The 21,224-nt window shown below is 72.7% G+C and carries 19 protein-coding genes and 1 pseudogene; 9 read left to right on the top strand and 11 right to left on the bottom strand.

Annotated elements, in window-relative coordinates; translation table 11 throughout:
- Nucleotides 1–15: 15 nt before the first annotated feature.
- Nucleotides 16–2,133 carry an MMPL family transporter gene (locus ABZT74_RS21675; RefSeq protein WP_356437247.1) on the bottom strand — a complete coding sequence of 706 codons (2,118 nt, stop codon included), beginning with the start codon at nt 2,131–2,133 and terminating at the stop codon, nt 16–18.
- 193 nt (nt 2,134–2,326) lie between these two features.
- The gene (locus ABZT74_RS21680; RefSeq protein WP_356437249.1) at nt 2,327–2,848 is read right to left on the bottom strand and encodes a MarR family winged helix-turn-helix transcriptional regulator; all 522 of its coding nucleotides are present in this window, start codon (nt 2,846–2,848) and stop codon (nt 2,327–2,329) included.
- A gap of 151 nt (nt 2,849–2,999) precedes the next feature.
- Here ABZT74_RS21680 and ABZT74_RS21685 point away from each other — a divergent pair, with 151 nt between their 5' ends.
- From ABZT74_RS21685 to ABZT74_RS21695, 3 genes are all read left to right on the top strand, one after another.
- On the top strand, nt 3,000–4,529 hold the full coding sequence (locus ABZT74_RS21685; protein WP_356437252.1) for an SDR family oxidoreductase: 1,530 nt from the start codon (nt 3,000–3,002) through the stop codon (nt 4,527–4,529).
- A gap of 76 nt (nt 4,530–4,605) precedes the next feature.
- Entirely contained in the window at nt 4,606–5,982 is a 1,377-nt protein-coding gene (locus tag ABZT74_RS21690; protein WP_356437256.1) for a deoxyribodipyrimidine photo-lyase, read from the top strand.
- A 297-nt stretch (nt 5,983–6,279) separates the two neighbouring features.
- Nucleotides 6,280–7,017, top strand: coding sequence for a DUF4142 domain-containing protein (locus ABZT74_RS21695; protein ID WP_356174641.1), 738 nt, complete (start codon nt 6,280–6,282; stop codon nt 7,015–7,017).
- Nucleotides 7,018–7,073: 56 nt separating this feature from the next.
- On the opposite strand, the gene ABZT74_RS21700 is transcribed toward ABZT74_RS21695, so the two are convergent.
- Entirely contained in the window at nt 7,074–8,075 is a 1,002-nt protein-coding gene (locus tag ABZT74_RS21700) for a MerR family transcriptional regulator (protein WP_356437259.1), read from the bottom strand.
- A 111-nt stretch (nt 8,076–8,186) separates the two neighbouring features.
- Between ABZT74_RS21700 and ABZT74_RS21705 the strand changes: the two genes are divergently transcribed.
- The 3 genes from ABZT74_RS21705 (at nt 8,187) to ABZT74_RS21715 (ending at nt 10,282) form a co-directional block, all read left to right on the top strand.
- Entirely contained in the window at nt 8,187–8,780 is a 594-nt protein-coding gene (locus ABZT74_RS21705) for a sigma-70 family RNA polymerase sigma factor (protein ID WP_356437262.1), read from the top strand.
- A 168-nt stretch (nt 8,781–8,948) separates the two neighbouring features.
- Complete coding sequence (locus ABZT74_RS21710) at nt 8,949–9,533, top strand: sigma-70 family RNA polymerase sigma factor (RefSeq protein ID WP_081222772.1); 585 nt, start codon at nt 8,949–8,951, stop codon at nt 9,531–9,533.
- On the top strand, nt 9,530–10,282 hold the full coding sequence (locus tag ABZT74_RS21715) for an anti-sigma factor (protein WP_355877420.1): 753 nt from the start codon (nt 9,530–9,532) through the stop codon (nt 10,280–10,282). Before ABZT74_RS21710 ends, ABZT74_RS21715 begins: the two co-directional genes overlap by 4 nt.
- Before the next feature lie 101 nt (nt 10,283–10,383).
- Here the strand turns inward: ABZT74_RS21715 and ABZT74_RS21720 are convergent, their stop codons facing one another.
- The 6 genes from ABZT74_RS21720 to ABZT74_RS21745 form a co-directional block, all read right to left on the bottom strand.
- On the bottom strand, nt 10,384–11,190 hold the full coding sequence (locus tag ABZT74_RS21720; RefSeq protein WP_356437265.1) for a DUF1295 domain-containing protein: 807 nt from the start codon (nt 11,188–11,190) through the stop codon (nt 10,384–10,386).
- Nucleotides 11,187–12,506, bottom strand: coding sequence for a cyclopropane-fatty-acyl-phospholipid synthase family protein (locus tag ABZT74_RS21725; protein WP_356437268.1), 1,320 nt, complete (start codon nt 12,504–12,506; stop codon nt 11,187–11,189). The genes ABZT74_RS21720 and ABZT74_RS21725 overlap by 4 nt, the downstream gene beginning before the upstream one ends.
- On the bottom strand, nt 12,503–13,771 hold the full coding sequence (locus ABZT74_RS21730) for a cyclopropane-fatty-acyl-phospholipid synthase family protein (RefSeq protein WP_355884317.1): 1,269 nt from the start codon (nt 13,769–13,771) through the stop codon (nt 12,503–12,505). Before ABZT74_RS21730 ends, ABZT74_RS21725 begins: the two co-directional genes overlap by 4 nt.
- Complete coding sequence (locus ABZT74_RS21735; protein WP_355884315.1) at nt 13,768–14,499, bottom strand: DUF1365 domain-containing protein; 732 nt, start codon at nt 14,497–14,499, stop codon at nt 13,768–13,770. Before ABZT74_RS21735 ends, ABZT74_RS21730 begins: the two co-directional genes overlap by 4 nt.
- Nucleotides 14,496–15,818, bottom strand: coding sequence for an FAD-dependent oxidoreductase (locus ABZT74_RS21740; RefSeq protein ID WP_356437271.1), 1,323 nt, complete (start codon nt 15,816–15,818; stop codon nt 14,496–14,498). Before ABZT74_RS21740 ends, ABZT74_RS21735 begins: the two co-directional genes overlap by 4 nt.
- 226 nt (nt 15,819–16,044) lie before the next feature.
- Nucleotides 16,045–16,857 carry an MBL fold metallo-hydrolase gene (locus ABZT74_RS21745; RefSeq protein ID WP_356437274.1) on the bottom strand — a complete coding sequence of 271 codons (813 nt, stop codon included), beginning with the start codon at nt 16,855–16,857 and terminating at the stop codon, nt 16,045–16,047.
- Nucleotides 16,858–17,028: 171 nt separating this feature from the next.
- On the opposite strand from ABZT74_RS21745, the gene ABZT74_RS21750 reads away from it, so the two are divergent.
- A complete protein-coding gene (locus ABZT74_RS21750) occupies nt 17,029–17,631 on the top strand; it encodes a TetR/AcrR family transcriptional regulator (protein ID WP_356437276.1) in 603 nt (200 codons plus the stop codon).
- A gap of 231 nt (nt 17,632–17,862) precedes the next feature.
- The gene (locus ABZT74_RS21755) at nt 17,863–18,300 is read left to right on the top strand and encodes an SPW repeat protein (RefSeq protein WP_355884307.1); all 438 of its coding nucleotides are present in this window, start codon (nt 17,863–17,865) and stop codon (nt 18,298–18,300) included.
- A gap of 92 nt (nt 18,301–18,392) precedes the next feature.
- Here the strand turns inward: ABZT74_RS21755 and ABZT74_RS21760 are convergent.
- Both ABZT74_RS21760 and ABZT74_RS21765 read right to left on the bottom strand, forming a co-directional pair.
- A pseudogene (locus ABZT74_RS21760) lies at nt 18,393–18,872 on the bottom strand (SRPBCC family protein); the annotation flags it as partial.
- A 16-nt stretch (nt 18,873–18,888) separates the two neighbouring features.
- On the bottom strand, nt 18,889–20,424 hold the full coding sequence (locus ABZT74_RS21765; RefSeq protein WP_356437279.1) for an AMP-binding protein: 1,536 nt from the start codon (nt 20,422–20,424) through the stop codon (nt 18,889–18,891).
- A gap of 137 nt (nt 20,425–20,561) precedes the next feature.
- On the opposite strand from ABZT74_RS21765, the gene ABZT74_RS21770 reads away from it, so the two are divergent.
- Nucleotides 20,562–21,134 carry a GNAT family N-acetyltransferase gene (locus tag ABZT74_RS21770; protein ID WP_356437281.1) on the top strand — a complete coding sequence of 191 codons (573 nt, stop codon included), beginning with the start codon at nt 20,562–20,564 and terminating at the stop codon, nt 21,132–21,134.
- Nucleotides 21,135–21,224: the final 90 nt, after the last annotated feature.

Raw genomic sequence — 21,224 nt, forward strand, 5'->3', positions numbered from 1 at the left:
GCGGGGCGGGCCTCGTCATACCCGGACGCGCTCGCCCTGACGGGGCACGGACGCCGGTTCGCGACTGAGCGCCCCCGGCCACCAGGCACGGCGGCCGATGTCGCGGACGAGGGCGGGCACCAGAAGCGAGCGCACCACCAGGGTGTCGAGCAGGACGCCGAACGCGACGATGAAGGCGATCTGCACCAGGAAGGCCAGCGGGATCACCCCGAGGGCCGCGAAGGTCGCGGCGAGGACGACACCGGCCGAGGTGATCACCCCGCCGGTGGCGACGAGTCCGCGCAGCACCCCCTGGCGCACGCCGTGCCGCAGCGATTCCTCGCGGACCCGGGACATCAGGAAGATGTTGTAGTCGACACCGAGGGCGACGAGGAAGACGAAGCCGTACAGCGGCACGGACGCGTCAGTGCCGCTGAAGCCGAAGACGTGCCGGAACACGAGCGACGAAATACCCAGCGTGGCGGCGAAGTTGAGCGCCACCGTGGCGACCAGCAGCAGCGGCATCAGCAGCGAGCGCAAAAGGCCCGCGAGGATGATCAGGATGATGGCGAGGACCACGGGGACGATCAGGGTGCGGTCCCGTTCGGCGGTCTGCCGGGTGTCGTACTGCTGGGCGGTGTAGCCGCCCACGAGCGCGTCGGCGTCCGGGACGGCGTGGACGGCTTCGCGCAGCCGGGCGACGGTGTCCTTGGCCGTGTCGCTGTCCGCGGCGGACCGCAGGGTGACGTCGACGCGTACCCGGCCGTCGACGACCTTGGGCTCTCCCCCGCCGGGCCGCCCGGACTCCGTCACCGCGGCGGCCGAGGCGACGCCGTCCGTGGCGCGCGCCGCGCTGGTCACCTGGGCGACGCGGCCGGCGTCGGCGATGATCACGGCGGGGTTCCCGGAGCCGCCGGGGAAGTGCTCCGAGAGGGTCTGCTGGGCGGCGACGGAGGGCGCTTCGTCGACGAAGATCTCGTCGAGGGGGACGCCCTTCGCCGTGAGGGTGGGGGCGAAGGCCGCGCAGGCGAGGAGGCCCACCAGGGCGATCGCCCAGACCTTGCGGGGCGCGCGGTCCACCAGGTCCGCGACGCGGCGCCAGACCCCGCCGCCCGCCCCGGCGTCCGCGGTGGGGCGGGGACGGGCCGGCCAGTAGGCGGCGCGGCCGAGGAGGACCAGGACGGCCGGCAGGAAGGTGAGCGTGCTCAGTACGGCGCAGACGACGCCGATGGCGCCGACCGGACCGAGCGCCCGGTTGTTCGTCAGGTCGCTGAGCAGCAGGGCGAGCAGACCGAGCGCGACGGTCCCGGCGCTCGCGACGATCGCACCCCACGACTGCCGCAGCGCCGCTCGGACGGCGGTCAACCGGTCGTCGTGCAGGGCGAGTTCCTCTCGGAAGCGGGCGGTGAACAGGAGGGCGTAGTCGGTCGCCGCGCCGATCACGAGGATGGAGAGGATGCCCTGCACCTGGCCGTCCACCCGGACCACGCCGTGGTCGGCGAGGACGTAGACGACGGCGCAGGCCAGGCCGAGCGCGAACACCGCGCCGAGGATGATGACGAAGGGCAGCAGCACGCTGCGGTACACCAGCAGCAGGATGACCAGGACGGTCGCGAGGGCCACACCGAGCAGCAGGCCGTCGATGCCGGCGAAGGCGTCGGAGAGGTCGGCCTGACTGGCGGCGGGCCCGGCGATGCGCGCCGTCGTTCCCGGGACGCGGTCTGCGGCGGTCCTGACACGGTCGAGGGTGTCGGGCAGCTTGTCGCCGAGATCGGGCCGGAGCTGGACGACCCCCTCCAGCGCCTTGCCGTCCCGCGACGGCAGGGCGGGAGACGCCTGGCCGACCACCCCAGGTGCACCGGCGAGGGAGGTGAGCGCGCGGGTCGCCGCGGCCTGACGCCCGCCCCCGGCGGGTCCTCCACCGTCCACCGTCCACACGACGATCGCGGGCAGGGTCTCGTCCTGCTGGAAGGCGCGCTGCTCGGTGACCACCTTCGTCGACTCGGCGCTGCGCGGCAGGAAGGCGGCCTGGTCGTTGGTGGCGACCTCGCCGAGTCTGCCGGCGTAGGGGCCGAGGGTTCCCCCGATGCCGAGCCAGGCGACGAGCAGGACGACGGGGATCAGCCAAAGGGCCCGTCGTGGGGTGATGGACATCGCTCTCCAGGTGTCACGGCAGCACGGCATTCGACGTTCGGGTGTCCAGATATCTCAATGAAAAACAATCTCAATCATTGAGTTATCTCGCGGCCAGATCGTAGACCACGGAGGTGCTTCCGGAGACGACACCCTTCCGGATGCGGCGGGCGCCAGGGGGTTGCCACGCGTCGGCGTGACCGGCCGACGGCTGTCAGCGCCCGGGGGACCGTACGCCGGAGAGCTGTTCGTTCATGGCCGTCAGGAAACGCAGGACCACCGACAGTTCGTCCTCGCTGAAGCCGGACCGCACGCTGGCGGTGACCTCGGCGAGCGGCCGGAAGTGGGCGCGGGCCGCCGACTTGGCGTCGGGGACCCAGTGCAGGTGGACCACCCTGCGGTCGGGGCTCTCCCTGACGCGCCGGATGTGGCCCGCGCGTTCGAGCCGGTCCAGGCAGGCCGTGACGGCACCCGAGGTGAGCCCGAGGTGTTCCCTGAGCCGGCCGGGGGTGAGCGGCTCGGGGGCGTCGAGGATCGCGGCGAGCGCCTGGACGTCCGTGGCGTGCAGTCCGTGTTCGCCCGCGAAGCCGTGGACCACGCGGTTGACCTCGCCGTTCATCCGGCGGAGCTGCACGGCGAAGGCCTGGAGGTCCGTCGGCGCGGCGCGCTCGCGCTCCGGTCCCCCACCGGGGTCCGGCTCACCCGCCCGGTCGTCGGAGTTGTCTGCTCTGGCCACGCGCTCAGCCTATAGAAGTCGCTGGGGCCTGCCCCGTACGGCTGTCCCTCGCCGGGAGGGCCCGTCCGGCGCATCCGAGGGAGGCGCCCGCGTGGAAGGGATCAGGAGGGGGAACGGACCGGGAGCTACGGCGGACAGCGACGGAGGACCCATGAGCGACGACGACACCCGCACCGGACTGCGGTGTCTGGTGACCGGTGCCACCGGCTACATCGGCGGACGGCTGGTCCCCGAGCTGCTGGCCGAGGGGCACCAGGTGCGCTGTCTGGCCCGCTCCCCCGCCAAGCTCCGCGACTATCCCTGGGCGGGCGAGGCCGAGGTGGTGCGCGGGGACGTCACGGACGCCGAGTCCGTCGAGGACGCGATGCGGGGGATCGACGTCGCCTACTACCTCGTGCACGCTCTCGGCTCGGGCCGCGACTTCGAGGAGACCGACCGCAGAGCGGCCCGGATCTTCGGCGAGCGGGCCAAGGCGGCGGGCGTCCGGCGCATCGTCTACCTGGGCGGCCTCACCCCCGTGGGCGTGCCGGAGGACGAACTGTCACCGCACCTCAGGTCACGGGCGGAGGTCGGGCGCATTCTGCTGAACTCGGGCGTCCCGACCACCGTGCTGCGCGCCGCGGTGATCATCGGCTCCGGTTCCGTCTCCTTCGAGATGCTGCGCTACCTCACCGAACGGCTGCCGGTGATGGTGACGCCGAGCTGGGTGAGCACCCGGATCCAGCCGATGGGCGTACGCGACGTACTGCGCACCCTGGTCGGCAGCGCCACGATGCCCGCCGAGGTCAACCGGGCGTTCGACATCGGGGGGCCCGACGTCCTGACGTACCTGGAGATGATGCGCCGCTACGCGGCCATCGCCCGGCTGCCCCGCAGGCTCATCGTCCGGGTGCCGGTGCTCACTCCGCGGCTGTCCAGCCACTGGGTCGGACTCGTCACACCGGTGCCCGCGTCCATCGCGAAGCCGCTCACCGAGTCGCTGCGCCACGAGGTCGTGTGCCACGAGCACGACATCGCCCGCTACGTGCCCGATCCCCCCGGCCGGCCGATCGGCTTCGACGCGTCGGTCGCCCTCGCGCTCCAGCGGGTGCGGGACGCGCAGGTCACCACGCGCTGGTCGTCGGCCTCCTACCCCGGCACGTCGAGCGACCCGCTGCCCACCGACCCGGACTGGGCCGGCGGCAGCCTGTACACCGACCGCAGGGAGATGACCGTCGACGCCTCGCCCGAGGCGCTGTGGCGGGTGATCGAGGGCATCGGCGGCGACAACGGCTGGTACTCCTTCCCGCTCGCCTGGGCCGTGCGCGGCTGGCTCGACCGGGCGGTGGGCGGGGTGGGGCTGCGGCGCGGCCGCCGGGACGCGACCCGGCTGCGGGTGGGCGACTCCCTCGACTTCTGGCGGGTGGAGGAGATCGAGCCCGGCCATCTGCTGCGGCTGCGCGCCGAGATGAGGCTGCCGGGCCTCGCCTGGCTGGAGATGTACGCGGAGAAGGACGACGACGGGCGTACCCGCTACCGGCAGCGGGCCCTGTTCCATCCGCACGGCCTGCTCGGCCACCTGTACTGGTGGAGCGTCTCGCCCTTCCACTCCGTCGTGTTCGGCGGCATGGCCCGCAACATCGCCAAGGCGGCGGCCAAGAACGCGCCCAGCGGGGTGAAGGAACCCGCGCTCACCCCCTGAGCACGCATCCGGCGATGCCGGCCGAGCAGAAGCAGATCGACGCCGTACCCTCGCAGCCCTGCACCGGAGCAACGCCATGACCCTCTCGATCGTCCTGTTCACCTCGGACCTGCGCCTGCGCGACCACCCACCGCTGCGGGCCGCGCTCGACGGTTCCGACGCGGTGGTGCCGCTGTTCGTACGTGACGAGGCCGTCGCGGAGGCCGGGTTCACCGCCCCCAACCGGATGGCGTTCCTCGCCGACTGCCTGACGGATCTGGACGCCGGGCTGCGTGAGCGCGGCGGGCGGCTGGTCGTGCGGTCCGGTGAGGTGGTGGCCGAGGTGTGCAAGGTGGTCGCCGAGGCCGACGCGGACGAGGTGCACATGGCGGCGGGCGTCAGCGCCTACGCGCACCGCCGGGAGGAACGGCTGCGCGCGGCGCTGGAGGCCGAGGGCCGCCGGCTGCACGTCCACGAGACGGTCGTCACCGCCGTGGCGCCCGGCGCGGTCACCCCGGCGTCCTCGGACCACTTCGCCGTCTTCACGCCCTACCACCGCCAGTGGGCGCGGCAGCCGCTCCGGGACGCGGTCGCCGCTCCCCGGGCCATCCAGGTACCGGAGGGCGTCGGCTCGGAGGAGATCCCCGCCCGCTCGGACGTGTCCGGCGTGTCCCCGGATCTCGCCGCCGGCGGTGAGACGGAGGGCAGGAGGCGGGTCACGGCCTGGCTGCGGAGCGGGATCGGGTCGTACGAGGACCGTCACGACGATCTTCCGGGCGACGCGACCTCCCGGCTCTCCCCGCACCTGCACTTCGGCACCCTCTCGCCGGTCGAGCTGGTGCACCGCTCGGCCGCGGCGGGCGGCCCGGGCGCGGAGGCGTTCGTACGGCAGCTCGCGTGGCGCGACTTCCACCACCAGGTGCTCGCCGTCCGGCCCGAGGCGTCCACCGCCGACTACCGCACACGGCACGACCGTTGGCGCTCACAGGACGCGGCGCGCGAGGACATCGAGGCGTGGCGGGAGGGGCGCACCGGCTATCCGGTGGTGGACGCCGCGATGCGCCAGCTGCGCCACGAGGGCTGGATGCACAACCGGGGCCGGCTCCTCACGGCGAGCTTCCTGGTCAAGACGCTGTACGTGGACTGGCGGGTGGGCGCCCGGCACTTCCTGGACCTGCTGGTGGACGGCGACGTCGCCAACAACCAGCTCAACTGGCAGTGGATGGCGGGCACGGGCACGGACAGCAGGCCCAACCGCGTCCTGAATCCGGTGACGCAGGCCAAGCGCTACGACCCGGACGGGGAGTACGTGCGGCGCTGGGTACCGGAGCTGGCGGGCCTGGAGGGGCGCGCGGTGCACGAGCCGTGGAAGCTCCAGGGCCTGGACCGGGCGGCCTTCGACTATCCGGACCCGATCGTCGAACTGTCCGAGGGGCTGGCCCGGTTCAGGGAAGGCCGCGGTCTGACCGACTGACGCGGCGCACCGTCGCTCCCCGCCCCGCCGGCGTTCGGGTCCTGGTACTCACCTCCGACGCCGGTGGCGTGACGGGCGGTGGTGTGCGGGGCCGGATCGAGTACGGGCACCCGTGCGTCGACTCGACGGCCGGGCGCAACCCCCGAGGATTTTACTCTCCGTAGAGATTTCTCCTCGGTGTGCGGCCGTACTGGTGGGCGTCCGAACCACTCGTACCGGATCCATCAGCACCGGATCCATCGCGCGGCGGGCCGGAGCGTCCCGCTCCGGACGCCGCCCCGGCCGCCTGGAGGCTCGATGCGCATCGCACGGAACGCGGGAACACTCTTCGTGACCGGTGCGTTGACCCTGACCCTCGCCGCGCTCGCCTACCCGGCCATGCTGGGCGTGCAGACCACGTCCAGTGCCTCGACGCGGATCATCGCGAACACACCGTCCGGGCCGCTGACCGAGGCCGACCGCGACTTCGTCGTCAAGGTGCGCGCGGCCGGCCTGTGGGAGTACCCGGTGGGTCAACTGGCCCTGGAGAAGGGGACCATTCCGTCGGTGCGCACGGCGGGGCAGCATCTGGTCTCGGGCCACGCGGGCCTCGACGCGGCCTGCCGCAAGATCGCCCAGCAGCTGGGGATCACCCTGCCCAACAAGCCGTCGCCGCAACAGCAGGGATTCGTCGCGACGTTGAGCGGAGACAGCGGCAAGAAGTTCGACACCGACCTCGCCAACATCCTGCGGGTGACACACGGTCAGATCTTCTCGGTCATCGCGAAGGTCCGCGCCACGACCCAGAACACGCTGGTGCGTCAGCTCGCCAACCAGGCCAACTCCACGGTGCTGGACCACATCACGGTGATGGAGAAGACCGGGTTGGTGAACTTCGACCAGGTGATCGTCCAGGAGACGACGGACCCGAAGCTGCCGAAGAGCAACCTGACACCTCCCCCGCCGCAGCCCGGCGAGCCGACCGTCGTACTGACACCTCCGGCGAGCGGGTCGTCGGGGGCCGCGAAGCCGTCGCCGACGCCGACGGTGGGGTGAACACGGGCGTGTGCGGGCGCCTTCCGGGGCCTCTCACGCGCCGCTGACCGCTCGGCTCAGCCCGCGGCCAGGCTCGCCAGCGTGGTGAGCGCGTCCCGCAGTCCCGGTGGCCGGAGCATCCCCTGCTCCGGCCGCCCGGCCCAGCCAGGTCCGCCCAGGAGTACGACGGGGTTGCGGCGGGCGCCCTTCACTCCCCAACTGGTGGCGGCGATGTGCCGGGCCAGTGGGCGGTCGGCGGTGGAGCGCGTCTGCGACCACAGCACGACGGCCAGCGGGCCCAGCCTCCGTACCGCCGCGGTCAGCGCCTCCGGGGGCACGGCCGGGCCGAACATCCGGGTGGGCAGGCCCTGTTCGACCAGTCCGGCGTGCAGTGCCTCCAGCGGCAGGCAGTGCTGTTCGCCCGGGACGCACGCCAGCACGACCGGTCCGGCCGCGGCCCTGTCCTGACCGGACGGGTCCGACGGGCCGGACGCGCGGTGCAGCGCCCGGGAGATGTGCCAGGACAGCAGGTGCTCCACCTCGACGTAACGGTCGCCGGCGGACTCCCATTTGCGTCCCACCGCGTGCAGGGTCGGCACCATCACCTCCTCCCAGCCGACGACCACGCCGTGCCGCTCGACGAGCGAGGTCAGCTGGTCGTCGACGGAGGGCGCGTCGAGGCGTACGGCGGCGCGCGCGAGTCCCTTGCACTCCTGCCGGGCGTCACCGAGAGGCAGCGGGCCCGCCGCCTTCGAGCGGGGCCGGTACGCGTCCGTCGGCGGCTTCGCCTCGGCCGGGGCGGGGTCGGCCCCCTCCTTCGCGGCTCTGGCCGCCTCGGCGGGCGGTACGCCGGCGGAGGTCAGCCGGCACATCTCCTCCAGCATCGCGACGTCCTGCGGCGCCCAGCGACGGTGCCGTCCGTCGGAGCGGACGGCGGGTCCCACGCCGTACCGGCGGTCCCAGGACCGCAGGGTGGTGGGTGACACGCCGAGCCGGCGGGCCAGCGCTCCCGTGGTGACGCCCGCGTCGACCGACACGGCGCCCGCTCCCCGCTCCTGATCCGACCGGCTCTCACCCATACGGCCGACTATACGACGCAGAAACGATGCGAGTTGTCGCTTCTGTCCAACGGTTCACACGATGGGGTGTCAGGGCCCGGAGCAGGAGGTGCCCGGAGCGAGGAGCGTGCCATGAGCGCAGATGCGACCACCGCACAGCGGTCCGCCGGGCCTGCCGGCCCGGGCACGGACGCCGACCTCGCGCGCGGCATCGCCGAGGGCGACGAGACCGCCCTCGCCACCGTCTACCGGCGCTGGTCGCCCCTGGTCCACACCCTCGCCCGGCGCTCGCTCGGCGACCCCCGCGAGGCGGAGGACGTCACGCAGCAGGTGTTCCTCGCCGTGTGGCGGGGCGGCCGGGGCTTTCGTCCGGACCGCGGCACACTGGCCGGCTGGCTCGTGGGCATCACCCGGCGGAAGATCGCCGACGCCCTGTCCGCGCGGACCCGGCGCACCGAGCTGGTGGGCGTGGCCGGTGCCCTGCTGGCCCTGTCCGACGAGGGACGAGTCCGTCCCGAGGCGGTGCTCGACCGTGTGCTGGTGGGGCACGAGCTGTCCAAGCTGCCCCCGCCCCAGCGCGAGGTGCTGCACCTCGCGTTCTACGAGGACCTCACACAGACGCAGATCGCCCAGCGCACCGGCTGGCCGCTGGGCACGGTCAAGAGCCACGCGCGGCGCGGTCTGCACCAGCTCCGGCGCTGTCTGCCGTCGCCCGCGGAGGTCTGACCCCCGGGCCCGTGCGACGGTTGCTCCGGCCCGTGGTCCCGCGGGCCGGCCGCTTCGCGTCGCGTCGGCCACCGACCCGTCCGGAACTTTCCCGGCCGCGGGGCAATCCGTCGGCCGATCAGCTTCGGATCACCTGCGAATCAACAGCGCGTCCTGGAGGACCACACCGTGAAGGAAGCCGTGGAGATCGGGAGAAACCCGTCTGCGGAGCCGGATCTGCCGGAACTGATGGCCCGGGTCGCCCGGGGCGACCAGCAGGCGTTCGCCTCGCTGTACGACGTCGTGGCGGGCCCCGTCCTCGGCATCGTGCGCCGGGTGCTGCGCGACCGGGCCCAGTCCGAGGAGGTCGCCCAGGAGGTGCTGGTGGAGGCGTGGCGCACGGCCGCCCGCTACCGGCCCGAGCGGGGTTCGGTGATGAACTGGGTCCTCACGCTCGCCCACCAGCGGGCCGTGGACCGGGTCCGCTCCGTCGAGGCGTCGGCGGCCCGCGAGCACAAGGCCGCGCTGCTCGACAGGACACCCGAGTACGACGAGGTGACCGAGCAGGTCGAGGCCCGTCTCGAGCGCGAGCAGGTGCGGCGCTGTCTGCGCACGCTGACCGAGCTCCAGCGCCAGTCGGTGACCTTGGCGTACTACCGCGGGCTGACCTACCGGGAGGTGGCGGAGCTGCTGGCGCTTCCCCTCGGCACGGTCAAGACGCGCCTGCGTGACGGTCTGATCCGACTGCGTGACTGCCTGGGGGTGACGGCGTGACCACGGTCGACCTGCACACGCTGACCGGCGCGTATGCCCTGCATGCGCTGGCCGACGACGAGCGCGAGCTGTTCGAGCGGCACGCCGAGGACTGCGAGTCCTGTGCCCTGGAGGTCCGTGAGCTGACGGCCGCCGCCGCGCGGCTGGGCATGGCGGTCACCGAGACGCCGGCTCCGGCGCTCAAGGAGCACGTGATGCGGCGCATCACCACGGTCCGGCAGGAGGCGCCGCGGACCGTTCCGGTCGCCGCGCCCCGGCGGGCGGCCGGTCGCGGACGCCGGCCCGCACGGTGGGCGCTCGCCGCCTGCCTGGCCGCCGCGGCCGGACTCGGTGGCACGGCGGTGTGGCAGCACGACCGCGCCGAGGACGCGCGGCAGCAGGCGCGGCAGGCCGAACGCCGGACGAACGAGGTGGCCTCGGTGCTCGCCGCTCCCGACGCGAAGTCGCGTACGGCGACATTGGCGGACGGGGCGCGGGGCACGGTCGTGGTGTCCAAGAGCCGGGACCAGGCGGTGTTCGTCGCCGCGGGGATGGCGAAGCCGCCGACCGGCAAGGTGTACCAACTGTGGTTCAACGACGCGGGGACCATGCGGTCCGCCGGTCTCATGGACCCGGCGCGTACGACGGAGGCGGTGCTGATGAAGGGCTCCGTGGACGCGGCGTCCGGGATGGGGATCACCGTGGAGCCGGCCGGTGGTTCGGCCGAGCCCACCTCCGATCCGGTCGCCCTGCTGAACTTCCCCGCCTGAGCGGTCGTCCCCCCGGTCTTTCGGGGGAGGGGACGAACGGCTGAGACGCGTCGCCCCGCCGGGTTCGACCCGGCGGGGCGACGTGTTTCCGGCGGGCGGGGTCAGCCGCGCGTCTTCGGGGGCAGGGGGAAGAAGCCGCTGGTCCGGGCCACGTACTCGGTGAAGCCGGGGCGCTGCGCCATGTGCCGTTCCAGCATGGGCTTGCCGCTGCCCTTGGTGAGCAGGTAGCTCATCACCAGCGGGGACACCACGGACACGGCCGCCGCGGCGCCGCTGTCACAGGTGAACAGGAACAGGCCCCACCAGACGCAGAAGTCGCCGAAGTAGTTGGGGTGCCGGGTCCAGCTCCACAGACCGCGGTCCATGACCTTGCCCTTGTTGGCCGGGTCCCGCTTGAAGCGGGCGAGCTGGAAGTCGCCCACCGCCTCGAAGAACAGACCGCACGCCCAGAGCGCCACGCCCGCCCAGGCGAATCCCGTCACGGGTCCCGGCACGTACTGCGCCGCCTGGACGGGCAGGGACACCAGCCACACCAGCGCGCCCTGCAGGAGGTACACCATGCGCAGGGCGTACAGGTCGCGGTTGCCGGGGGCCTTGGCGAGCATGGCGTCGTAGCGCGGGTCCTCGCCGTGTCCCCGGCCGCGGCGCGCGATGTGCGCGGCCAGCCGCAGCCCCCACACCGCGGTGAGGGCCGTGACCAGCGCCCGCCGTACGTCGTCGCCCTCGCCGGCCGACGCCGCGAAGGAGACCAGGGCCACCGCGGTGAACCCGATCCCCCAGGCGACGTCCACGATGCGGTGCAGGCCCTTGTGCACGGCGACGGCGAACGTGACCAGCATGACGGCGAACGCGGCGGCGGCCGCGAACCCGAGGTTCTGGGCGAACGCCGCCCAGGGGAAGCCGCTCATCGCTCGTCCGTGCCCGTGTACCAGGTGTGCGGTACGGCGGGCATCCCCGCGGCCCCGCCGGGTGTGGGCCGCACGCTCAGGATCTGGTCGACGCCCATGCGCCTCTCCTCGAACGCGAGGGCGCCGCCGACCAGGTAGAGCCGCCACACACGGGCGGTCTCCTCACCGACGAGCCGCACGAAGTCGTCCCACCGCTCCTCCAGGGTGCGGTGCCAGGCGGCGACCGTGCGGACGTAGTGCTCGCGCAGCGATTCCACGGAGCGCACTTCGAGTCCGGCGCCCTCCAGGAGTCCGACGGTCTCCCCCAGCGGCCGCATGTGCATGTCGGGGGCGATGTACGCCTCGATGAACGCGCCGCCGCCCGGGGCGACCGACCCCCGGGACATCTGCTGCACGAGCACCCGCCCCTGAGGACGGACCAGCCGCCGCAGGGCCGCGGCGAACGCCGGGTACTCGGCGTCGCCGACGTGCTCGCCCATCTCGACCGTGGCGACCGCGTCGTAGGCACCGCCCTCGATGTCGCGGTAGTCCTGGCACACCACGTCGACGAGGTGCTCCAGCCCGCGCTCGCGCACCTGCTCGCGTACGTGGGCGGCCTGCTCGGCGGCCAGCGTGACGGCGGTGACCTGGGTCTTGTACTCCTCGGCCGCGTACAGGGTGAGGGAACCCCAGCCGCACCCGATGTCCAGGAGCCGGGCTCCCGGCACGAGGGCGAGCTTGCGGCAGATCAGCTCCAGCTTGGCGCGCTGGGCGTCGGCTGGCCCGAAGCCGGGGTCCTCGCTCGTCCAGTAGCCGCTGGAGTAGGCCATGGTCTCGTCGAGAAGGAGGCGGTAGAACGCGTTCGACAGGTCGTAGTGGTGACTGATGGCGGCCCGGTCGCGGGACCTGCTGTGCAGGCCGCCGCGCAGGCGGGCCTGGGACGCGGGTGTCGGGGGGCGGGGGCCGACGGCGCCGAGTCGCACGGCGGCGCCGACGGCCCGGCCCCGGTCGGCGAGGCCGATCCGGGGCGCGTGCAGGCCGCGTTCGCGGACGGCTCCCCACATCACGCGCAGGGCCTCGGCGAGGTCGCCCTCGACGTCGAGTTCACGGGTGACGTAGGCCTGCGCGAGGCCGAGTTCGCCGGGCTGCCAGAGCAGGCGCCGCAGGGCGCGTCGTGAACGCACCACGACGACGGGGGTGTCCTGCGGTCCGGCCTCGCTGCCGTCCCAGGCGCGCACCCGCAGCGGAAGGGGGCCGCCGAGCGCCTCCTCGGCGAGGGCGGCGAGCCGTTGGGCGGCGCCGCGTCGGACGGCGCGGGCGACGGGCGCGGTGCTCATGGGATGGGGACCTCCTTGGTGAACAGGTACTGCTGGACGTCGAGATAGCCGGAGCGGAAACCGGCCTCGGAGTAGGCGAGGTAGAAGGTCCACATACGGCGGAAGGTCTCGTCGAAGCCGAGGGCCGCGACCTCCTCGGCCCGCTCGGTGAACCGCTCCCGCCACAGCCGCAGGGTCTCCGCGTAGTGCGCTCCGAAGGCGTCCCTGCGGGTGGTGCGCAGCGTGGTGTGCTCGCGGGTGACGTCCTCCACGGCTTCCACGGAGGGCAGCAGTCCGCCGGGGAAGATGTACTTCTGGATCCAGGTGAAGGTGTCGCGTGAGGCGCGCATCCGGTCGTGCGGCATGGTGATCGCCTGGAGCGCGACGTGGCCGCCGGGCACGAGCAGGGTGTCGAGGGCGGCGAAGTAGGTGGGCCAGAACTCCTCGCCCACGGCCTCGATCATCTCGACGCTGACCACGGCGTCGTAGGTGCCCACGGCCTCGCGGTAGTCGCACAGTTCGATGTCGACGCGGTCGTCGAGTCCGGCCTCGCGGACGCGCTGCCGGGCCAGGTCGCGTTGTTCGCGGGACAGCGTGAGCGAGGTGACGTGGGCTCCCCGCGCGGCGGCCCGTATCGCCAGTTCGCCCCAGCCGGTGCCGATTTCGAGGAGTCGGGTGCCGGGGCCGACCTCGGCGAGGTCCAGCAGCCGGTCGATCTTGCGGTGCTGGGCGGCGGGGAGGAGGTCCCAGGTGGCGGGGAAGCCGCGGAAGAGCGCCGCGGAGTAGCTGAGGGTGTCGTCCAGGAAGAGGGCGAACAGGTCGTTGGACAGGTCGTAGTGGCGGCTGATGTTGTCGCGGGCGCCGGTGGGGGTGTTGCGCTGGATGTCGGGCCGGCGCAGCGCCCAGAGTCCCCGCAGTTTCTGGAGAGGGGCGGGGATGAGTCCGGCCGCGTTCCCGGCGAGCACGGTCAGCGCGGCGACCAGGTCGGGCGCGTCCCACTCGCCCGCCATGTAGGACTCGCCGAAACCGATGAGTCCCGAGGTGCCGATGCGGGCGTGGAAGGCGGCCGGGTCGTGGATGTCCATGACCGGGCCGCCGAGGCCGACGCGGGTCCCGTCGGCGAACCGGGCCTGCAGGGGCAGGCGTTCGAGTGCTCGGCGCAGGACGGCGCGGGTGACGGCGGTGCGGGCGCGCGAGGCGTCCGGTCGCGTCAACACGTCCGGCCGGCTGTCCGGGTCGGTGTCCTGTCGTGGCGTCTCGACGGGGCAGGACTCGGCTGTCCTCATTTCACGTTCTCCTGGGTTCGACGTGGGGTGCGGGGCTGCACGGGCAGTCCGCGGAGATACAGGCGGACGCCGTGCAGCCGGATGGCGGCGGACACGGCGACGGTGGACCAGGGGTGGCGCAGCGCCTGACGCAGCAGCGCGCCGAGGGTGGCCGTCCGGCGCGTTCCGCGTACGGTCGCGGTGAAGGGACGTGTTCCCGCGCGTTCCAGATGTACCGTCAGGTTCAGGCTGCTGTCGGGCTCGGGCAGCCGCATCCGGTACGCGCCGTCGACGGGGAAGAACGGCGAGACGTAGAACTCCTTGGGGGTCCGCGCGGTCCCGGTGTCGTCGGGGTGCAGCAGGTAGGTGTGCCGTTCGCCGTACGTGTTGTGCACCTCGGCGACGACGCAGCGCTGTGTGCCGTCGGGGTCGTGGCACCAGTACAGGGTCAGCGGGTTGAAGACGTGGCCGAGGACGCGGGCGTGGGCGAGCATCAGCACGTCACCGCCGAGCAGGTCGATGCCGTGCGAGGCGAGATAGCGGTCCAGGCCGGCGCGGATGGTCGGCTGGTCGCCGTCGAAGTGGTCGCGGGGGTCGAACCGGGCCAACGGGCGCAACAGGTAGGGCAGTTCGGGCGGGCGGTCCGGGTCGGTCAGCCACATGTACGTACGGTGGCGCAGGGCGTACCGGCTGGGCGCGGTCCGTATGTGGGCGACCGTGCACGGGTAGAGGGCGGGGGCGGCGGTCACCAGGTCACCCCGAGCGCGGCGGCGGCCTCGACACCGGAGCGGCAGCCGTCCTCGTGGAAGCCCCAGCCGTGGTAGGCGCCGGCGTAGGCGGTCACCGGGCTGTTGAGGGCGGGGAGTTGTCGTTGTGCGGCGACCGACTCGGGTGTGTACACGGGGTGTTCGTACTCCATGCGGGCCAGCACTCGGGTCGGATCGACACGGTCGCCGCCGCCCAGGGTGACGACGTAGGTCTCGGGTGCGTCGAGCCGCTGGAGGCGGCTCATGTCGTAGCTCACCCGGACCCGGTCCGCGCCGGCGTCGCAGTCCGGCATCAGGTAGTTCCAGGAGGCGCGTGCTCCGCGGGCGCGCGGCAGCAGTGTCGTGTCGGTGTGCAGGAGGGTGGCGTTGCGCGAGTAGCGGAAGGCGCCGAGCACCTCGCGCTCCTTCCCGCTGGGGTCGGCGAGCAGCCGCAGGGCCTGGTCGGGGTGGACGGCGATCACCACGGAGTCGTACGAGGCGGTGGTGCCGTCCTCGGTGGTGATGTCCACTCCGTCGCCGTGCCGGCGGACGGCCCGTACGGGGGCGGAGGTGTGCACGGCGTCGAGCTGCTTGGCGAGCCGGTCGACGTAGGAGCGGGAACCGCCGGTCACCGTGCGCCAGACCGGCGAGTCGCCCACGGACAGCATGCCGTGGTGGTCCATGAAGCGGAACAGGTAGGCGGCGGGGTAGCGGCGGGCGGTGGAGGCGTCGCAGGACCAGACCGCGGACACGAGCGGGGTCATGAAGTGCCGGGTGAAGTAGGCGGAGAATCGCTGCCGGACGAGGAACTCACCGAGGGTGAGGGTGTCCTCGCCGTTCTCGGTGCCCTCGGCGAGCAGACGGCGGGCGGCCCGGTGGAAGGCCGGCACCTCGGTAAGCATCCGCAGGTAGGGGCCGCGCAGCGCGTTGCCGGGCCGGGGGAAGAGGCCTGCGGGACCGCGGGCGCCCGCGTACTCGAGTCCGCATCCCTCGCACCGGACGGACATGCTCATTTCGGACTCCTGGGTGGCGACGCCCAGCTCGGCGAACAGCCGCAGGAGGTTGGGGTAGGTGCGGTGGTTGTGCACGATGAAGCCCGAGTCGACGCGGTGCACCCGCCCGTCGGAGGAGGCGAGGTCGTGGGTGTGCGCGTGGCCGCCGAGCCGGTCGTCGGCCTCGTAGACCGCCACGGACCGCGTCCGGCTGAGCACGTGCGCGGCGGTGAGGCCGGCCACTCCCCCGCCGATCACGGCCGTACGTCCCGCCTCTCGCCCTCCGGCGCGCCCCGCGTCGCCGCCCGACGCGTCTGCGGACCTGTTCATCGTCGTTTCCTCCCGCCCGGCTCCTTGTCAGAGCTCTCGGTGGTATTCCGAAGCTGGGCCCTCTACGGATTGCCTGGGGCGCGATCTTCCTCAAATCGGGTGAGCGGACCCCGGAAGGCCGTACGGGAGGGCATCGGAGCGCGGTAGGGAGGTCCCGCCCGTGGGCGGTCGCGGCGCGGCCGGGGCGGCGGACCGGCTCTCGTCGGGGCGCCGTCCCGGCCCCGGTTCAGCCCGTGTACCTGGCCAGCTCCCACGGGTCGTGCGCGCTGAAGACCTCGACCTCGTCGCCGTGCAGGCGGACGAGTTCCCGCAGCCGGGCATGGTTGCCGAGCCGCAGGGGCCGGTCCACCTCGGTGAGCCGCTGGAGGAGGTCCGTCCCGGGGTGGCCCTCCGGGCGGTCGGGGTCGACCTCGCGATGGAAGTAGTAGGCGTCCCCGCAGTGCAGGAGCCGGCGCCCGCCGTCCTGGACGGCTATCGCGCTGTGGCCGCGCGTGTGTCCGCCGAGCGGGACGAGCAGGATCTCGGCGTCCATTCCCTCCAGCGGGCGGACCGCGTCGAACCCGAACCAGGGGTCTCCCGTGGCCCCCGCGTACGTGACCCAGTGCGGGCGGTGGGCCCACTGGGCAGGGCGGTAGCGGACGCGGTCCTCGGGGTGGGTTCCAGGTGCCGCCATCGCCGCGCGGTGCTCCGCCTCGCTCAGGTGGACCTTGGCCCAGGGGAAGTCGGGGAGTCCTCCGGCGTGGTCGAGGTCGAGGTGGCTGAGTACGACGTGCCGGACGTCCTCGGGCCGGAAGCCCAGGGCGGTGACCTGGTGGAGGGCTGTCTCGGCGAGGTCCAAAACCGGCTGCGCGCGGGCGAGGAAGCCGGCTCCGAGGTTCTCCTCGGGGCGCGCCACGTCGGCCGTACCGATCCCGCTCTCGACGAGGACGAGCCCGTCGCGGTCGGTCTCGACCAGCAGGCAGTGGCAGACGGCGGGCAGGCTTCCCTCCTCGCTGTCGATCGTGCGCAGGGAACCGCAGTTGAGATGGCGGATCTTCACGATGAGTCCCTTCAGGGTTCGCGGATGCCGTCGGCGGAGCGTTGCCGGGGGCGGGACGGGCTCGCTGCGGGAGCCGGGCGACAAGGCGGGCGAGCCGACCCGGCCCGCTCCGGATAAAATAGCGAACGTTCGTAAGCTAAAAGCGAACGGTCGTGAGGTTAAGCTGTCCGCATGAGCCCGCGCAAGTCCGTCGCCGAAACCGCCGCCACCCGCGACCGGATCCTCGGGAGCGCGTTGGCCCTTGCCTCGGCCGAGGGCCTCGAGGGCCTCACGATCGGACGCCTCGCCACCGGCCTGGGCATGAGCAAGGCGGGCGTGATCGGCCACTTCGGCAGCAAGGAGGTGCTCCAGCTCGCCACGCTGGACGCGGCGGTCGAGCGGTTCCGGCTGCGGGTGCCGGGGCGGGCCGTCGGCGCGCGGCCCGGCACGGAGCGGCTGGCGCGCGCCTTCGACGAGTGGATCGCGTACATGGCCGAGGACGAGGGGCACGGGGGCTGCTTCCTCACCGCGGTGGCGAGCGAGTTCGACGGCCGCCCCGGGCCGGTCAGGGACGCGGTCCTCGACGCGCTGACCGCGTGGACGGCGTACGTCACCGCGGAACTGGACACCGCGATCGGGACCGGCCAGCTCCCCGAGCGGACCGATGTGGACCAGCTGGTCTTCGAGCTGGGCGGCGTGATCCTGGCGGCCGACCAGGCGATCCAGCTGCACCGCGACCCTCAGGCGCCGACGCGGGCACGCCGCGCGATCGCCCGTCTGCTCATCGCCTTCTGAGGCGGCACGCGAAGGCCGGGGAGACCGGGGCACGAGGACACGGGTTCACGTCCGACCGGCCAGGGCCGGCGAACGTCGCGGTCGTCGGCGCCCGGTCTCTTTTCGCAGCCGACATCCCTACACATAAGGGAGAAATAAGAGCAGACTGAAGGTAAGCGGTCCTGACCGCACCCCCTCCGGGCGCGGCCGGACCGTGGAGATCGGATCGGACCAGATCGGAGGAGACGAGTCATGGCCAACGTCTCGCATCACACCGGCGACATCACCGGCCACCCCGACGCATCGGAGATGCGTGCCAGGTACGACCGCGTGATGGGCGGCCGCGACGTCGCGCTGGTGGACGGGCCGGTGTTCCTGCTCGGCCTTTACTGCGCCGTGTCGCCGTGGATCCTGCACTACACGTCGAGCCAGCCCGCGCTGGTGACCCACAACCTGATCATGGGCATCGCGATAGCGCTGCTGGCCCTCGGGTTCACCGTCACACCGGAACGGATGTACGGCCTCAGCTGGGCGATCTGCGCGATGGGCGCGTGGATGATCATCTCGCCGTGGATCGTCGGCTCCAGCCCGGACACCGGAGTGGTGGTCAACAGCATCATCATCGGCGCGCTCGCCGTGGCCCTCGGAGCCGTGTGCGCGCTCACGGCGACCAGAGGCGCCCGGAGGTAGCGCCTCTCAGGTCACGCGACCGAGCAGCGAAGGGAAGGTCCGGCCGGCCCGCCGTCGAGGCGGGCCGGCCGTCGCGCCGGGACCCGGCCGCCTCAGCCGCGCGGCATGAGCCACGGTTCCTGCGGGAGCGGACTGCCGGTCTCCAGCAGGGACTTCAGGTTGGACAGGACCGCCGCCCAGCCGGAGGCCGCCTCGCGTCGCGTGTCCTCGTCCGGCAGGTCCTCGTGGGTCACCGTCAGCCGGACGATGTCGGCGTGCGGCTCGACGACGAAGGTGACACGGCTGTACGCGTCCTCGTCCCCCTCGTCGGCGGGAGCGGCCCAGGTGGTGACCAGCCGGGTCGGCCGCTCGCTCTCCACCACCGTGCCGACCACGTCGGCGATGCCGGAACCGTCCGTTCGCCGGTGCTCCCAGCGCGAGCCCGGCCGCCAGTCCGGGGAGACGTTGCTGTGGCCCCAGTAGGCCGCTGTGAGCTCGGGGTCGGTGAGCGCGTCCCAGACCTTCTCGGCGGCGCCGCGGATGTAGGTGACGTACACGAACTCCGGCTTGTCGGTCATGGCTTCCTCGGCTCGTCCGTTCCGTACGCGGTCAGTTGACGCCCCGGTCGCGCCCCTCCCAGTACGGCCGGCGCAGCTTGTACTTCTGGAGTTTGCCGGTGGCGGTGCGCGCCAGCTGGTCCCGGAACTCGACCGAGGTGGGCGCCTTGAACCCGGCGAGTCGCTCCTTGCAGTACTGGATCAGTTTGTCCTCGGTCACGGCCGCGTCCGGCGCGAGCACCACCAGGGCCATGACGGTCTCGCCCCACTTCTCGTGGGGTACGCCGATCACCGCGACCTCGGCGACGGCGGGGTGACTGAAGAGCGTGTCCTCCACCTCGATGGAGGACACGTTCTCACCGCCGGTGATGATCACGTCCTTCTTGCGGTCACTGATCGTCAGATAGCCGTCCTCGCCGATCGATCCACCGTCACCGGTGTGGAACCAGCCGTCGGCCAGGGCCCGTTCACTCTCCTCGGGCTGCTCCCAGTAGCCCTCCAGGACGACGTTGGAGCGCGCGAGGATCTCGTCGTCGGCGGAGATGCGCAGGGTGACGCCCAGGGCCGGGGCACCGGCGCGCACCAGCTTCTCCGCCCGTTCCTGCGGCGCGAGTTCGTCCCACTCGGACCGCGAGCGGTTGACGGTGAGCAGCGGCGAGGTCTCGGTGAGGCCGTAGATCTGGATGAACTCCCAGCCCAGTTCGGACTCGACCCGTGCCACGGTCTTCGTCGGCGGCGGCGCACCGGCGACGATGATGCGGACCCGGTCACGGCCGGGGATCTCGCCCTCCCACGAACCGGCGGCGGCCAGAACGGCGTTGACGACGGCGGGCGCGGCGCACATCACGGTGACGCCGTGCTCGGCGACGCGGCGCAGGATCTCCGTCCCGTCGACCTTGCGCAGGACGACCTGGGGAACGCCCAGGCCCGCCATGGCGAACGGCATTCCCCAGCCGTTCGCGTGGAACATCGGAAGGGTGTGCAGGTACACGTCGCGGTCGGTGACGCCCGCGTGCAGGGCGAAGGTCGTGGCGTTGATCCAGATGTTGCGGTGGGTGATCTGGACACCCTTGGGCCGCGCGGTCGTGCCGCTGGTGTAGTTGATCGTCGCGGTGGCGTTCTCGTCCGCGTCCCAGGGGGCCGGTTCCGTGTCGAAGCGGTACAGTTCGGCGTCCGTCGCGGCCCCGAGGGTGAAGCGGTGCTTGCAGGCGACGCCCTCGAAACGGTCGGCGAGTTCGGGGTCGACGAGCAGGACGTCCGCCCCCGAGTGCTCGACGACGAAGCTCACCTCGTCCGCCGTCAGACGGAAGTTGACCGGCACGAGGACCCGGCCGTGGCCGCTGACGCCGAAGAACGAGGTGAGCAGCCGGGCACTGTTGGGCGAGACGACGGCGACCCGCGCGCCGTGCGGGACACCGAGGGCGTCGAGCCCGGCGGCCTGGGCTCCGGCCAGCTCCCCGACGCGCCGGTACGTCAGCCCCTCCCAGACCTCGGCGGGCTGGTCCGGTTCGTCGACGACGCCGACACGGTCGCCGTACACGGTGACGGCGCGGTCCAGGAAATCACGGGCCCCCAAAGGGACGAACATCACGGCCTCCCGATGATCCGAACAAGTCCAGGGTCCATCCTGGCCATGCCTCCGCGCATCCCGACAGTCCCCGGCCCGGGTGGCGTGCCCCACGAGGCGCCCTTGGCCGCCCCCGCCCGACGCGTAAGGATCGTCCGATGAACAGCCGACCGACGTTCCACTTCCCCGGGCCACTGCGTATCGACGGACTGGGGCTGCTCCTGCGCGAATGGTCCGACGACGACGTGGCGGATCTCGTCGCCCTCTACGACGATCCCGAGATCGACCGGTGGACTCCGGTCGCCTCACCGTTCGACACCGCGGCGGCACTCGCCTACCTGGCGGCCGCCGAGCAGAAGAGTGCGGAGGGGCGGGCCGTCCAACTGGCCATCACCACGGACGGTGAGCTGCCCCGGGGGGAGATCCTGCTGTTTCCCGGTTCGGGCGACGAGCGCGATGTCGAGCTCGCGTACGGAGTGGGGGCCGCCCACCGCGGGCGGGGGCTCGCGACCCGCGCGGTCCGGCTCGCCGTGGACTTCGCCCACCGGTATGTCGGCGGGCGGCGCGTCGTGCTGTGCATCGAGGACGGGAACGCCGCGAGCGAAGGGGTCGCCAGGTCGGCGGGTTTCGTCCTGGCCGACGACGATCCGGTGGTCCGTACGGCGAAGGGCCGTGACGTCGTCCTGCGGACCTGGAGCCGTTCCAGGGACGGCGAGGGACCGAACGGGTGACGGCCTGCGCCCACAGGGGCTCCGATGCGCTCGGGCTCCCGCCGGACGCCGGGCCGAACCGCCGTCCGCGGCCCGGCACTCAGGTGTTCG

Origin of the sequence: Streptomyces sp. NPDC005302 (genome assembly GCF_040607345.1) — a bacterium.
Classification (GTDB): Bacteria; Actinomycetota; Actinomycetes; order Streptomycetales; family Streptomycetaceae; genus Streptomyces.

What these genes read in the sequence shown, in the direction of transcription:
- ABZT74_RS21675 (WP_356437247.1), bottom strand. Translation starts at nt 2,133, where the DNA reads ATGTCCATCACCCCACGACGGGCCCTTTGGCTGATCCCCGTCGTCCTG.
- ABZT74_RS21685 (WP_356437252.1), top strand. Translation starts at nt 3,000, where the DNA reads ATGAGCGACGACGACACCCGCACCGGACTGCGGTGTCTGGTGACCGGT.
- ABZT74_RS21690 (WP_356437256.1), top strand. Translation starts at nt 4,606, where the DNA reads ATGACCCTCTCGATCGTCCTGTTCACCTCGGACCTGCGCCTGCGCGAC.
- ABZT74_RS21695 (WP_356174641.1), top strand. Translation starts at nt 6,280, where the DNA reads ATGCGCATCGCACGGAACGCGGGAACACTCTTCGTGACCGGTGCGTTG.
- ABZT74_RS21700 (WP_356437259.1), bottom strand. Translation starts at nt 8,075, where the DNA reads ATGGGTGAGAGCCGGTCGGATCAGGAGCGGGGAGCGGGCGCCGTGTCG.
- ABZT74_RS21705 (WP_356437262.1), top strand. Translation starts at nt 8,187, where the DNA reads ATGAGCGCAGATGCGACCACCGCACAGCGGTCCGCCGGGCCTGCCGGC.
- ABZT74_RS21720 (WP_356437265.1), bottom strand. Translation starts at nt 11,190, where the DNA reads ATGAGCGGCTTCCCCTGGGCGGCGTTCGCCCAGAACCTCGGGTTCGCG.
- ABZT74_RS21725 (WP_356437268.1), bottom strand. Translation starts at nt 12,506, where the DNA reads ATGAGCACCGCGCCCGTCGCCCGCGCCGTCCGACGCGGCGCCGCCCAA.
- ABZT74_RS21730 (WP_355884317.1), bottom strand. Translation starts at nt 13,771, where the DNA reads ATGAGGACAGCCGAGTCCTGCCCCGTCGAGACGCCACGACAGGACACC.
- ABZT74_RS21740 (WP_356437271.1), bottom strand. Translation starts at nt 15,818, where the DNA reads ATGAACAGGTCCGCAGACGCGTCGGGCGGCGACGCGGGGCGCGCCGGA.
- ABZT74_RS21750 (WP_356437276.1), top strand. Translation starts at nt 17,029, where the DNA reads ATGAGCCCGCGCAAGTCCGTCGCCGAAACCGCCGCCACCCGCGACCGG.
- ABZT74_RS21755 (WP_355884307.1), top strand. Translation starts at nt 17,863, where the DNA reads ATGGCCAACGTCTCGCATCACACCGGCGACATCACCGGCCACCCCGAC.
- ABZT74_RS21765 (WP_356437279.1), bottom strand. Translation starts at nt 20,424, where the DNA reads ATGTTCGTCCCTTTGGGGGCCCGTGATTTCCTGGACCGCGCCGTCACC.
- ABZT74_RS21770 (WP_356437281.1), top strand. Translation starts at nt 20,562, where the DNA reads ATGAACAGCCGACCGACGTTCCACTTCCCCGGGCCACTGCGTATCGAC.